Source organism: Clostridium neonatale, from assembly GCF_900465025.1.
Lineage (GTDB): Bacteria > Bacillota > Clostridia > Clostridiales > Clostridiaceae > Clostridium > Clostridium neonatale.
In genome coordinates this window covers 1364691-1377905 of the sequence record NZ_UICR01000001.1, presented here as the reverse complement: position 1 = coordinate 1377905, position 13215 = coordinate 1364691, and the positions used below count along the sequence as shown (strand labels likewise).

The 13215-nt window shown below is 27.8% G+C and carries 18 protein-coding genes; 6 read left to right on the top strand and 12 right to left on the bottom strand.

The genetic code is table 11. From position 1 onward, the window contains the following. Positions 1–134: 134 nt before the first annotated feature. The 3 genes from CNEONATNEC86_RS06230 to CNEONATNEC86_RS06220 all read right to left on the bottom strand — a co-directional run bounded on the left by CNEONATNEC86_RS06230 (position 135) and on the right by CNEONATNEC86_RS06220 (position 2183). On the bottom strand, positions 135–662 hold the full coding sequence (locus CNEONATNEC86_RS06230) for a hypothetical protein (RefSeq protein WP_159135706.1): 528 nt from the start codon (positions 660–662) through the stop codon (positions 135–137). Positions 663–693: 31 nt separating this feature from the next. Beyond that, on the bottom strand, positions 694–1047 hold the full coding sequence (locus CNEONATNEC86_RS06225) for a cytochrome b5 domain-containing protein (protein ID WP_083498747.1): 354 nt from the start codon (positions 1045–1047) through the stop codon (positions 694–696). 296 nt (positions 1048–1343) lie between these two features. Further along, positions 1344–2183 carry a glycosyltransferase family 8 protein gene (locus CNEONATNEC86_RS06220; protein ID WP_058294410.1) on the bottom strand — a complete coding sequence of 280 codons (840 nt, stop codon included), beginning with the start codon at positions 2181–2183 and terminating at the stop codon, positions 1344–1346. Positions 2184–2392: 209 nt separating this feature from the next. On the opposite strand from CNEONATNEC86_RS06220, the gene CNEONATNEC86_RS06215 reads away from it, so the two are divergent. Further along, a complete protein-coding gene (locus tag CNEONATNEC86_RS06215; protein WP_058294409.1) occupies positions 2393–2617 on the top strand; it encodes a DUF1659 domain-containing protein in 225 nt (74 codons plus the stop codon). Between the two features lie 37 nt (positions 2618–2654). Next, the gene (locus tag CNEONATNEC86_RS06210; RefSeq protein ID WP_058294408.1) at positions 2655–2873 is read left to right on the top strand and encodes a DUF2922 domain-containing protein; all 219 of its coding nucleotides are present in this window, start codon (positions 2655–2657) and stop codon (positions 2871–2873) included. 84 nt (positions 2874–2957) lie between these two features. Here the strand turns inward: CNEONATNEC86_RS06210 and CNEONATNEC86_RS06205 are convergent, their stop codons facing one another. Together CNEONATNEC86_RS06205 and CNEONATNEC86_RS06200 are read right to left on the bottom strand one after the other, a co-directional pair. Further along, positions 2958–3506 (bottom strand): ERCC4 domain-containing protein, encoded by a 549-nt coding sequence (locus tag CNEONATNEC86_RS06205; protein WP_125149201.1) that lies wholly within the window; start codon positions 3504–3506, stop codon positions 2958–2960. Positions 3507–3539: 33 nt separating this feature from the next. Beyond that, positions 3540–3716, bottom strand: a complete 177-nt coding sequence (locus tag CNEONATNEC86_RS06200) for a hypothetical protein (RefSeq protein WP_157065766.1) — start codon at positions 3714–3716, stop codon at positions 3540–3542. A gap of 246 nt (positions 3717–3962) precedes the next feature. Here CNEONATNEC86_RS06200 and CNEONATNEC86_RS06195 point away from each other — a divergent pair, with 246 nt between their 5' ends. From CNEONATNEC86_RS06195 to CNEONATNEC86_RS21755, 3 genes are all read left to right on the top strand, one after another. Beyond that, on the top strand, positions 3963–4337 hold the full coding sequence (locus tag CNEONATNEC86_RS06195; RefSeq protein ID WP_083498746.1) for a helix-turn-helix transcriptional regulator: 375 nt from the start codon (positions 3963–3965) through the stop codon (positions 4335–4337). Next, entirely contained in the window at positions 4318–4968 is a 651-nt protein-coding gene (locus CNEONATNEC86_RS06190; RefSeq protein WP_159135705.1) for an ImmA/IrrE family metallo-endopeptidase, read from the top strand. Before CNEONATNEC86_RS06195 ends, CNEONATNEC86_RS06190 begins: the two co-directional genes overlap by 20 nt. A 662-nt stretch (positions 4969–5630) precedes the next feature. Next, positions 5631–5762, top strand: a complete 132-nt coding sequence (locus CNEONATNEC86_RS21755; RefSeq protein WP_276508206.1) for a hypothetical protein — start codon at positions 5631–5633, stop codon at positions 5760–5762. 28 nt (positions 5763–5790) lie between these two features. Here CNEONATNEC86_RS21755 and CNEONATNEC86_RS06180 read toward each other — a convergent pair whose 3' ends face one another. The 5 genes from CNEONATNEC86_RS06180 to CNEONATNEC86_RS06160 form a co-directional block, all read right to left on the bottom strand. Beyond that, the gene (locus CNEONATNEC86_RS06180; protein ID WP_159135704.1) at positions 5791–6126 is read right to left on the bottom strand and encodes a DUF1801 domain-containing protein; all 336 of its coding nucleotides are present in this window, start codon (positions 6124–6126) and stop codon (positions 5791–5793) included. A gap of 120 nt (positions 6127–6246) precedes the next feature. Continuing rightward, positions 6247–6510, bottom strand: a complete 264-nt coding sequence (locus CNEONATNEC86_RS06175) for a histidine phosphatase family protein (protein WP_290369449.1) — start codon at positions 6508–6510, stop codon at positions 6247–6249. A gap of 37 nt (positions 6511–6547) precedes the next feature. Then, positions 6548–7033 carry an aminoglycoside phosphotransferase family protein gene (locus CNEONATNEC86_RS06170; RefSeq protein ID WP_159135703.1) on the bottom strand — a complete coding sequence of 162 codons (486 nt, stop codon included), beginning with the start codon at positions 7031–7033 and terminating at the stop codon, positions 6548–6550. A gap of 23 nt (positions 7034–7056) precedes the next feature. Beyond that, positions 7057–7758: a histidine phosphatase family protein gene (locus CNEONATNEC86_RS06165; protein ID WP_159135702.1), complete on the bottom strand. Its 702-nt coding sequence runs from the start codon at positions 7756–7758 to the stop codon at positions 7057–7059. A 22-nt stretch (positions 7759–7780) separates the two neighbouring features. Next, a complete protein-coding gene (locus tag CNEONATNEC86_RS06160; protein WP_230132177.1) occupies positions 7781–8404 on the bottom strand; it encodes a DUF5052 family protein in 624 nt (207 codons plus the stop codon). Positions 8405–8653: 249 nt separating this feature from the next. Here CNEONATNEC86_RS06160 and CNEONATNEC86_RS06155 point away from each other — a divergent pair, with 249 nt between their 5' ends. Beyond that, positions 8654–9295: a glycosyltransferase gene (locus tag CNEONATNEC86_RS06155; protein ID WP_125148293.1), complete on the top strand. Its 642-nt coding sequence runs from the start codon at positions 8654–8656 to the stop codon at positions 9293–9295. Positions 9296–9493: 198 nt separating this feature from the next. Here the strand turns inward: CNEONATNEC86_RS06155 and CNEONATNEC86_RS06150 are convergent, their stop codons facing one another. Next, entirely contained in the window at positions 9494–10717 is a 1224-nt protein-coding gene (locus CNEONATNEC86_RS06150) for an IS256 family transposase (RefSeq protein ID WP_159135701.1), read from the bottom strand. Positions 10718–11014: 297 nt separating this feature from the next. Further along, positions 11015–13006, bottom strand: coding sequence for a M13 family metallopeptidase (locus tag CNEONATNEC86_RS06145; RefSeq protein WP_159135700.1), 1992 nt, complete (start codon positions 13004–13006; stop codon positions 11015–11017). Positions 13007–13215: the final 209 nt, after the last annotated feature.

Here is a 13215-nt window from a genome sequence, read left to right as displayed (position 1 = left end):
TTAAATGCACATCCCTCATTATTCATCACATTATTAACTTTATATGAATACAAGCCTTATTATAGATACATCCTTCATTAATATGAACATAATGTATTTGCAGAAAGGTAAATGTCATATTTTTGTTATCTGCATTAAGCTAAAATATGAATAATCATCATTATAGTGAATAAAATTCCTGCTATCTTATGAAACTTAATGCCAATTCTTTTGTATCTAAATATACCTGATATAATCTGAACTGTTAAAATTAATAGAGCTAAGATTCCAGATATATAGCGTAAACTCACAAATATGCCCCTAGAAAGCATAATGTATGCGTGAAATAATATTATAGAAAATGATATTATTGATATTGGAACGTGCCATTCTCTTAATATTTTAGCTAACATTAAAATGTTTTTCTTAAAATTATTTAAGAATGTTAGTTTTGCTATTCTTCTAACAGCATACATACTAATTGCTACTGCAAATCCATAAGCTGCGACTTGTCCAATTAATCCAGCATATCTTCTTATTGATTTAAAATTTAATATATTTAATACAAGATAATTTTCCAATATAAGAAATCCTATAAATAGAATCATTATTACAGAGACTATCAGTGAATAAAATACGCGCTTTCTTTCTTTTTCGTTGGTAATTAATTTATTATTATTCATATTAATATCTCCTAAAATTATTTCATTAATATTACTTTAACTTCCCAACTACAGGTAAATCTTTAAGAACATCCTTTCCATGAGGTGATTTATTTATTTCCTCTGATAAGTCCTTCCCTGCTGTTATACCATTTTTATGTTCTCCATTTTTCCATGCACCTACATCCGTTACATCATAAACTACTCCATCTACTGCAACATAAGCCTTGTTTCCATTTTGACCATCATATTCTTTAAGTTCATCTAATGTAAATTCTTTATTTGAAACCGCTTCAACACTTGCATTACTATTTGATGCTGAATCACTTGCACCTGTTCCAGTATTTGAGCAGCCTACTGCTAGTAATCCTAAAAGTAATAATCCTGAAATTAAAATTTTCTTCATTAATATAGCTTCTCTCCTTATTTTATAAAATTATTAGTTGATATCTATTATCATTTAATAATTTTATTATACATAATATATATGTCAATCATATGTCATCTTTATTATCATTTATTTACATTAACTTTTAAAATAGAAAATCCTAATTACAACCCCAATAAAAATTATTATAAATAAAATACCACATATTCAATTTGAATACTGTGGTATAAATAATTTTAAAATATATTTATTTGTATACGTTAGACTATGAGTTTATCTCAGTTTTTCCTCACTAAACTTAGTATAGCCCTTATTTATATTATATGACATCCAATTTCTTCAAACTGTCTTAGCCTTTTTTCATAAATATGATAAAAGACATCCAAGTCACCAATATAGTCTTCTTTCCAAGGCTTATTTCTTCCATAATAGTGAATTATACAGGCATTATTCACTATCCACTTCATATCTATCTTTTCACCATTTATTGATAGATATTTAGTTTTAATAAAATCTCTTTCACCAAAATTATATTTTTTTTCACTAACACAAATTATTTTATCTCCATATAAACCATTAATAACATCTTGATCTGGAAGATATAATCTTATACTGTTTTTCTTAATATATTCTGTAACTTCTTCTTCATTTTGTTCTCTTCTTAAAGCTTTTAAATTCATAAGAAGTACACCTGAATTAATATATTCACATTCAGGAGGCATATTAAGTCGTACTTCATTTAACTTAGTGATTGGCTTTCCAATATGTGTAGCACCTGCATAATACATATCTTTTAAATCCATATTATAAAATTCATTTAACGAGTTTATAATAACTAAATCTGGATCTAAGTAAAGTATCCTGTCTAAATTATCTGGAAGCAATTTAGCTGCAAATATTCTAAAATACATTTCTCTTGGATATCTATCTGTTATAGGTACATTAGTGAACATACTGTCAGGAACTTTTATATCAAAAATTTTAGTTCTATTTATATCTGCACATCTCTTTATATTCTCTATATCACCACTAGTCAGCTTTGAGTTTAACACATATACGTAAAACTCTTCATTATGATTTTCAATTTGTAATGAAGTAAGCATAACCTTTACTTGCTTTATATAATTTGAATCTAATGATACTAATATATTCATGAAAACTCTCCTTACATATACCTTCTATTTTATATTGTTATCACTAAAATTTTTTACTATTAATATGATTATACCTATTTAAGTTGAGCATTTACAACAACTTCTATTCTCATATATAAATAATTAATTAAAATTTTTATTAATTTTCCGTAATCTCTCATACTCATGCATATATTCAATATGTACTACAAATAAAAGGAGGTGAGTTTATGGCAATAAGTACAATAATTGATTCTACTTCTTTAACTATTGAAGTTCAAAATGGAGTAGATAAGGCTGGCGATGCAATTTATTCTAAAAAGAATTTTGCAAACATCAGAAATGATGCTTCTCCTGATTCTCTTTATGAAGTTGCAGAAGCTATAAAAGATGTTATGGATGCTAGTACTAGAGATACATTTGTAAATGTTACTTCTAACTTAGTAAATGCATAACTCTTAATCAAAAATTTTATGAAAGGAGGCTACGATTATGGAGTATATTTTAACAATGATTTTCACTACAGAAGGTGGTAAAAGCACTACTTTAAGTATAAATAAAATAAAGCAAGATATAACTCAATCTGAAGTATTAACTCTTATGGATTTAATAATCTCTAAGAACATTTTCATTACTGATTCTGGTGCACTAGTTGGTAAAGGTAGTGCCAAGCTTACTAAAAGAGAAATCACAAAATACCAAGTTGCTTAATTTTATTATTTCTAAATTAAAAAGAAGTCTGCAAAACATGCAGACTTCTTTTTTAAAACCCTAAATGACTTTTACACATGGCTTTTAGATTTCCTTCAAAAAATTTCTTACTGAATAATACAAAATTCTATGAATGTGGTATCCAGTATTTTCATTAGATGTAAATACTGTATTTTGAATATATTTATCTTGAAGTGATGAAAACTTGCCCATAAATGCCTTAGGATTAAGCGAGCTTCTATATATTCCATTTCTTATGTTTTCTAGTCCATCAGGATCTTCAATTATCATAGACATCTTAATACCATTGACCTTTCCTCTCATAAGCTGCCTTTCTAATTTCATTTCTTCTCTATAGTCCCTTTTTTCAATTAAATTTTCTGCTATTTCATCAATTGAAGTTTTTCTTATAACTCCAACCTTAAAAGCCAAATCTCTATATATGCCAATTTCAGGTCTTACTGTAATTATTGCAGTATAATCCCCCACATCGAGTTTTTGCCTTTTGTAAGAAATGTTTTCTTTATCAAAGTACTCTAAAATATGACCATTTACAGTTTCTCTAGTATCAAAAAGAATTTTCAAGTTTTCTTTTAATAATCTTGTTATTTCTGTATTCGTAAGTTTATACATTATCACTCATCTCCTAAAACTAAGATTTTATATTTACTTCTTTTTATATATGCTTTCATATGATACACATTTCATATCATCCTCAAGATAATCACGTCTTTTTCCTTCTGTATCTTCATAATACTCAAAATCTTCTAATCTAATACTTTCTTTAGTACATTTACCTTTGGAATTAGATACACATGTACACGCACTGCAATAAACAATCATATTCCTCCCCCTTATTACCATAAATAAGTTTAATTGCATCTTTTTTTGCTTACATATATTTTTTACGTCTTCTGTTTGTAAAATTCAATTTCATATTCACGTCATATAACGTCAGGCATACAAACTATCCATCTATTATGATATATTATCTATTCTTTACTTTTATTCTCTTCAATTTATTGACATATTGACGTAAAAAACATAATATTATACTAAAGGAAGGAACTTTAGATAAGGAGCATGGTTATGAGTAAAAAATTAGGTTTAAAGATAAAACAATTAAGAAGTGAATATGGTTTTAAAACTGGAAATAAAATTACTCAAAAAGATCTTGCAGATAAGCTAAGTATATCTAGATCATATTTAGGAGACATAGAAAGCGGAAGAACTCCTGCTAGCGATGAAATTATACATAAATTAGCTAAGATATTTGAAATTGATGAATCTGAACTTTTAAACTTAAAATATTCTGATGCTGATGATAATATTAGTGAAGGAAATAATTTTATGGATGATGACTTAGTTATTATAGAGCGTGCTAGAAAGAAAATGAGTGAAAAAGACAAAGAAAAAATGATGAATATGTTAAAGGCAGCCTTTGATGAATACTTTGATGATTAGATATAAGTTCATACACCAGATTATTAATGATATTTATATTAATGCAAACATCACTCAATTTCCTGTTGATATACTTTCTATAATTGACTCTTTTAAAAATATTAAGATTGTTTCATATAGTACTTATGCCAAAGACCTTAATCTAACAAAAGAAGAATTCCTAGAGTGTTTTACTTCTGATGATGGATTCAGCGTTTTTTCTAAATCTAAAAATAAATATATTATATTCTTTAATGATTTTATTGATAATTCAAAGCAAAGAATGAGATGGACATCCACTCACGAGTTAGGACATATATTATGCAGACACCATTCACTGAATATGGACAACTTTACTAATGATGAAATATATGCTTTTAAAGAACGTGAAGCAAATCATTTTGCAAGTATGCTTCTTGCCCATTCAACTATTTTAAATGAACTTAATTTAATATCATCAAGAGACATAGAATTCTACTGTGATTTATCCAGTTCTGCTGCAAAATTTAGATTTGATAACTATAAAAAATCCTCTATCTATTCAACAAGCTCTGACAGATGTATTTTAAGAAACTTTAAATCATTCATTGATGCAAAAAATCAAGATTATCAGGAGCATATGGCTTTTTTACGTGCTTTTCAGCTATATTGATGTAAATTTTATTCATTACTTTAAAATAATGTAGATTTTTCACGCAAATATGGACATTAGATACAAACCTTTTTGTAAATACTAACTTTTGCTATAAATATAGCCTCTGTTACATATAAATATTGCACTAAAGGCTGGAAGAGCCAAAAAAGCTATGCCCATATTTGCATCAAAAAAACTGAAATTATTAGCCAAACCAATGTATATGAATTAAAAACTGTTATTTGCTTTTAAAAAATTTTTGTATCAAACCATAAACTGTAAGTTATATATTATTCTTTTCTCAAAATTTCCTTTGGTGGCTATATATCATTAGCTATAGTATGTTCTGTGAGTTCTGATAATATTTTTAATTTTCTTGTTTATTAAAGGTCGCATACAGTTTGGTACATGTTCTTCATGTGCCCTGTGAATTGCAACACACGCTTTACAATTTCCATGGTATCTACAGGCTTTTTTACAAGGACAGTGGTCTTTATTTTTATAGGGAATCTTTTAGCTTTAGTAAACTTTTATTTTTATTATTTATGGCTAACTCTACATAGTGTGCAAATATAATGCATATAAATATAATAGATCCATAATCTAATAATAATTTAAACACATTCATAAATTATAAGATAAAATTACTTATAGATGCTTTTGAGAAGAGAAAATAAATTATGCTTAATAAAGACATATGGAAAATTGCTATGGAGCAATCTGCAATAGATTTAAACTGTTCATCCGATGATTTTTCAAATAATGGGAATACAGTTTTAATATCTAAGCCAAACGAAGAACGAAAAAAATGATTGATTTATAATTTAAGAATATTACAAATTAGCGATATTCAAAACTTTCTTCAAATATTGTTTTTAATAATTCACACGTAACCTGTTGATTATGAAAAATTTGCATCATACCTTTAGGTGTTATTTTATATCCTGTCAATTCATCTTTATGAAAAACTATTGCTTTGGCTTCAATATTAATATGATCCTTAAAAGGAATAAGACGAATAAAATTATCATTTACATAAAATGATGGTAGTTTAGCCCACAATTTTTCATCAATATTTCTGGAGGTACTTTCATAGATAACTTTATATAACTCCCAAAATCTTTTCTTTGTTTGTTCTTCAAACTTATCTAAATAATTATATATATCCTCTTTCATATTTCAGTTCTCCCCCTCTATTATTTATTTGTATCTACATATTATAAAACATTGCAATTTCTCCATCTTGATGTGTAACACATATATTTACGGTTGGCTCATTACAAAAATCTTTTGCTATTATATCCCACTGATAGAAATCAAGATTTTAATAATTTTATGTATGGCATTTAAAACACGTTTTAACATATTTTCGTAGGATTCTCCATTAGGTCGTTCAGTGTATCTTCTATTACAATACCATTGACAATATTCTATAGGGTATTTTTCTTTTACTTCTTCCCATGATAAGCCTTGCCATTCACCAAGATTAACTTCTTCTAATCCTTCTAATGGTATGCAGTTAACATTAATAATTTCACTTAAAATTTCTGCCGTTTTTATTATCTAGTTTTCAAATGTAATTTATTAACGTAACCAATTACTTCAATTCATATTTACGACATCTTCGTATTATTGATACATATTTACTAATCTCATTGTATGAAACATTAAGTTTTTTCAAATAAATATCCGCTAATTGCTTTTGCATATGTCCAATTTCTTTTCTATTGTGTATCTCTTGTTGTATATCACCTTCTGAAATTAATACATATGTACTAGCCACATCATATTGCCTTGGTCCATGACATACATTCATAAAATCAATCACCAAAACTTTCCCATTTGTATCTACCCAAACATTTCCTGGATGATAATCTCCATGGCACAAACAATTTCCATTTGATAAAGCTGCTATTTCATTATATATATCAGCATTAAGATTTGTTTTTTCACCAATGCATAATTGAAGAAATTCTTTATATGACATTACTTCACAAGTATTATATTCTAGTATTTTTTTATGCAGGTCAGCAATTTGATTAACTAAAAAGTTAACATCTTCACCATAAAATAATTTTTCCAATACTGATTGTCCATCAAGTCTATCTATAAATTCTGTTTGCTTATTTCTTTTCCTTTTTCACTATAGCTATTATCATTTACAGATTCAATTTTAAATTCTCCATCTCTATAAGAAATCATTGATATGCTTGAATTATCTATATTTCTTATATTAAAGCTTTTATCAAGATAATCTATAATAAGTCTTATAATTCCTCCATGAGCTACTACAAGTATATTTCCTCCTTCCTGTGAATTCTCCTTGCAGATTTGCTTAAGCTCATTCATAACTCTTGTTATCGCAGTATTATAATCTTCTGCTTCTTTAGTTTCGTCTAAAGCAGCACATGTATCACAATAGGCCCTTTGAAATTCATATTTCTTTTCTGCTTCTTCAATAGAAGTTACATTAAGATAGTTCAATATGTCATTAAACATCATCTTATCAATCTCACCTTCATATTTTCCAAAGTAAACTTCTCTTAATCCTTCACGTTCTTGTAATTTTAAATCCTTACTTGCTTTATTTTCTTTTATAACAATTTGTGCAGTCTTTCTTGCTCTTCCTAAATCACTGCTATAAACACTTTTGAATTTAATATCTCTTAGACCAAAGCCAACATTTACAGCCACTTCTATTCCTTCTTTAGTCAAAATACCATCACACCATCCTTGTGTTCTTCCAGCTTTATTTAAAATAGTCTCACCATGCCTCATTAAAAATATCTTTACTTCTTTACTGATCATTATAACTCCCCCAATTTTTCTATTATCCTTCGATCATCTCTGTATCAATAATAACATAATTAGCTCTGTGTATATATAAGGCCTTTCCATCAATATTGAGTCTTGTCATCTTAGGTAAATCCTCTGGAATTGTAACATAAACATCATCACCTTGATATACTCCTATTGGTACTCCTTGCTGTGAACTTATTATTATTGTTTTCTTCTTACCTAATTCATTTTTTAATTTATTTACAGCTCTATCAAAAGGAACATATCCCCCACCAGAATTTGCTTTAATTTCATCTTTTATATCATAATGTTCAACAACATTTAATCCATCTTCTTCAAAAATTACAGTATTCCCAACTTGAAACATCTGCTTTCCATTAATAGTGATTTCAAGAACTTCTGATTTAAAATCTGTTGATTCCGCATCAAAATTCGCACTATTTTCTAAAAGTCCAACTGTCACTTTTTTGCCTTCTATACTTAAAGTTTTGTTTGCATAATCATCATATGTAGTTATTGTAAAATGCTGACCTACTAACTCTCCTTTTATTTTTCCAATCCAATCCTTTAACTTAGCACATCCTAAAACAGAAACACCTAAAAGGCATACTAGACTCATACATATTATTGGTTTAATTTTCAATTTGATTCTCATTAACATCACCTTACTCTCAATTTAATATATATAATATAATACCATCTTTAAGTTTATATTTCTCAATATAATTATTTATTATCACAAATAATTATTCATACGTTAGCTAAGTTTTATTTTGATATCTTTAAATTCATTGATCTAAAGCATTATATTTTTCCTTTATGTTTTTATAATAAGCATTGTGCATACTTATGTATAACTTTGAACACACTAAAATTAACTTTAATACAAAAGGAGTATATACAAATGAAAAAATTTTTTAGAAACTCATTAATAATATTATCACTATTAACATTAGTCTTAGTACCAATGAAAATTCATGCTATCCAAAACAAATCTTATGATAATACTTCTGCCTCTAATAATGCTAGATGTAATCTAAAGATGGACGAAAGAAGACTTTGGATAGATCATGTTTCATGGACTAGAAGCGTTATTATGAGCGATTTAGCTTCACTTGAAGATACACCTCTAGCCCTTGAAAGACTTCTTAAAAATCAAGATGACATTGGAAATTCAATTAAGCCCTATTATGGTGAAGAAGCAGGGAATAAACTTGCTGCTCTATTAAGAGAACATATAAATCTTGCAGGTAAAGTTGTTGGTTCAGCTAAAAGTAACAACAAATCAGACCTAGAAAAATACAATAAATTATGGTATAAAAATGCAGATGAAATAGCTGATTTTCTAAGTTCTCTTAATCCAAACTATTCAAAGAAAGATTTAAGAGATATGTTACATAAGCATTTACAATTTGTTACTGATCAAGCCGTGGCACGATTAAATAAAGACTGGAAAGCAGATATTGAAGCTTACGATAAAGGTGAAGATCATATGATTATGTTTGCTGATATGCTTACTGACGGTATAATGAAACAATTCCCATAATACGTGATTAGAAAATATTAATTAATATAGATTTTAAAGGAGCGTGTGAAAAATTTTCTGTAAATAGCTTTCTATGATAAGATTTTTAAGATTAGATAACCTAAAAATTATTTAAGTTATATTTTCAATATAATATCTATTTTTTTACATGTCAAGTGCGCCCTGTCTTAGGGCGTATTTTTTTGTATTATAAAATGATTAAACTAAGCGTCCTTCAAACATAATTGATAATTCTCCATAAACTCTACCCCAATTACGCAAAGGTAGTGTCCACTTCTTTGTAGCCTCAAAAGTAGCTAAATACAAAGCTTTAAGAAGAGATGTATCACTTGGAAATACGCTACGCTGACGGTTAAGTCTGCGATATGTACTATTAAGACTTTCGATTGCATTAGTTGTGTAGATAACTTTTCTTACATCTGCTGAAAATTTAAATATAGGACTTATAACATCCCAATTATCAGACCAAGATTTCATTGCGTTCGGATAGTGGCTTTGCCACTTCTCAGTTACTTCAATCATCCTAGAATGTCCATGTTCTTCTGAAGGTGCATGGTATATTGTTTTAAGATCAGCTGCAAATTCCTTTTTGTCTTTATCTGATACATATTTTAATGTATTTCTAACTTGATGCACCAAGCATCGTTGATATTCAGTATTAGGAAATGCCACGTTTATAGATTCCTTGATTCCAGGAAGTCCATCAGCACATAATATCAAAATATCCTTAACCCCTCTATTTTTTAACTCATTAAGTACACTTAACCAATACTTGCTACTTTCATTTTCTCCTATTTGAATACTTAGAACTTCTTTTCTACCTTCCTCATTAATGCCAAGGATAACATATGCAGCTAATTTTTTTATTACATGGTTATCTCTCACTGAAAAGTGGACGGCATCTATAAATATTATAGGATAAATACTTGATAACGGTCTTTGCTGCCAATCCTGAATGTCAGGAAGTAACTTATCAGTTATATCTGAAACCATACCATCACTGACTTCAAACCCATAAATATCTTCAATTTGTTCTGATATTTGTCTTGTTGTAAGTCCTTTTGCATACATTGAAATAATTTTATCTTCAATACTTGAGATATCTTTTTGTCTCTTTTTCACTATCTGTGGTTCGAAAGTTCCTTGTCTGTCTTGTGGAACTTCTATTGGAATTTCTCCATACTTGCTACGTATAGTCTTTTGCTTTTTTCCGTTTCGTGCGTTAGCACTGTCGGTACGTTCATAAGGATCATATCCTAGATGATTGTCCAACTCTGCAGTAAGCATACTTTCAATAGTTCCACCTAGTAAATCTTTAAGTGAATCTTGAATATCATCAGCAGTATGAATGTCATATTCTTCAATTAATTGAGTTATGATATTCTTTTTCCTTTCATTTAATCTTTCTCTTCTTTTACCCATAAAAAACAGCCTCCTATGATATTTTAATTTTATCATAGAAAGCTGTTGTATTGTATAATTTACAGAGATTTCTTCGCAGGCTCTTTTAAAGTCTTAATAAAAATTTTATATTATTGACACAAATTCGCCACATAGCATATATATAATATAAACATAAAGTGATTTAAAAGTTTTTCATTATTATCCCTTATTAAATAAATATAAAATAGATTAAAGAGCAGTCTGTCCCCGCAGACTGCTCTTTAAATTCATAAAATTATTTCTATAATTTTTAAATAACCCCCTCTAATCATGCTCTTACCAAACGCCAACTCTCTTTTCAGGACTTATATACATCTTATCAGTTTCTTTTATATTATATACATTATAAAATTTATCATTTGAACTAAGTACTGCATTAACTCTTATCTTATCAGGTGCATGTGTATCTGTATTTAATTTTAGTAGTGTATATTTCTCATTTTCTTTCATAGCCCAAATATTTGCATAATTCTTAAATAATTTTTCTAGTCCTTTCTTATCTTCTCCTGCAAGTTCCGTTATACATGACATAGCTCCAAGATCTGCAATATTCTCAGACAAAGTAAGTTTTCCGTTTACCTTATTACCTGGAAGCACTTCAAATTGATCATAGTATTCAATTATATTCTTTGAAAGGTTATTAAAATTTTCATAATCTTCTTTGGTCCACCACTGATTAAAATTTCCTTCTTCATCATATAAGGCACCATTATTATCAAATGCATGTGTTATTTCATGAGCAATTATTAATCCAATTCCACCTAAGTTTGTTTCATAATCTGCTTTTTTATCATAAAAAGGTGCTTGCAGAATCGCAGCTGGAAATACTATCTCATTAGCACTTGGATTATAATATGCATTAAGAGTTTGTGGCGTCATTGACCACTCTTTCTTATTCACTGGTTTATCTAACTTTTCTAAACCACGTTTATTATTTTCTTTATCACAATTTAGTATATTAGATACTAAGTTTCCTCCATCTTTCTTCGGAATTATATCTACATTTTCAAAATAACTAGACCATTCATCTGGACAACCGATTTTTATTGTCATATTATCTAACTTCTTCTTAGCATTTTCTTTTGTTTTTTCGCACATCCAATCTAAATTATCTATCCTCTTCTTATATACAGAAATTATATCTTTAACCATCTTTTCTATAGCTTCTTTATTTTCTTCTGGAAAATGTTCTTTTACATAAATTTTTCCCAAATCAAATCCAGCCAAGCTTTGCACCAGCATATTAGATAATACATCGTCAGAATATCTTTCTTCTACTCCATTTAATGAATTGTTAAAATCCAATTTAGCATTCCTTATATCTACAGAAAGGTATTCAGCATAATCATTAAGTATAATAAATTCAGAAAATTTCTTTAATAGCTCCAAATTTTTTTCACTTAAATACTCGTTTATCTTTTTTTCCACGTTTACCTCATTTACAACAAATTCATTACACTTAGATACTTTCATATTTTCCAGTACTCTTTCAAAATTAATATTTGTAAATAAATTAGCTAAATCTTCTTTTGTGTATTTGTTATAAACATTTGAAGGATTTTGACCTTCATCCATAGTCATGGTTACACTTGCTAAATCTTTTTGAAATGCAAAAATATCTTCCGCTATTTTCTCTGCTTCTTTTTCATCTTTTCCAGTAAGCATAAACATTTTTGATATATATTCTTTATATTCTGTCCAGCTTGCTTTATATATATCATTTTCTAAATATTCTTTACCTAATATTAAATCTGGTATCTCAATATATACTATATTTTTATTAGATTCTTTTAAATCAGGTGAAATGTAATAGCATAACAAACTCATTTCTCCTGTTTCACCTGCTATTTTTGAAATAGTTTCTACGTATTCTTGTATATTCTTTGCAGATTCAATAGAATTAATTGTATCTTTTAATGGTCCTAGCCCTGTTTTATTTCTTCCATCTAAATCAACTGCACAAGAATATAAATCTGATATCTTTCTATTAATACTACCTTCTTCATTCTTATCACCGCTACTTACAATATCATTAAGAATTGAATTAACCTGAGTATTCGCTGTTTTCTGAAGATAATAATAGTAATTCCAGCATGGATCTTCTGGTGGAATTTCTTTTTTCTTCAGAGTTTTATAATTGATATTCTCATAATAATCATCTTCCAACCTTGGTTTATTATTGTCTGTTAATAAATTTTGTTTACATCCAATATTAATGCTGCTAAAAATTATAAGCAAACATAATAAAATACTAATTTGCTTTCTCATAAAGTCCCTCACTTTGATTAATCATTTAATAGAATCTTAACATATATAAAACACATTGTAAATTTTTGTATTCTAAGACTAAATCACATAAACAAAATCGCCAAGGTGACTATGATGTGATCCTATATAAAATGCAAATTCAATAAAATACACTAATCTTATATAATTTTCTAAAGAAAAAAAAGAAGTCATCCAATGACTTCAAATAG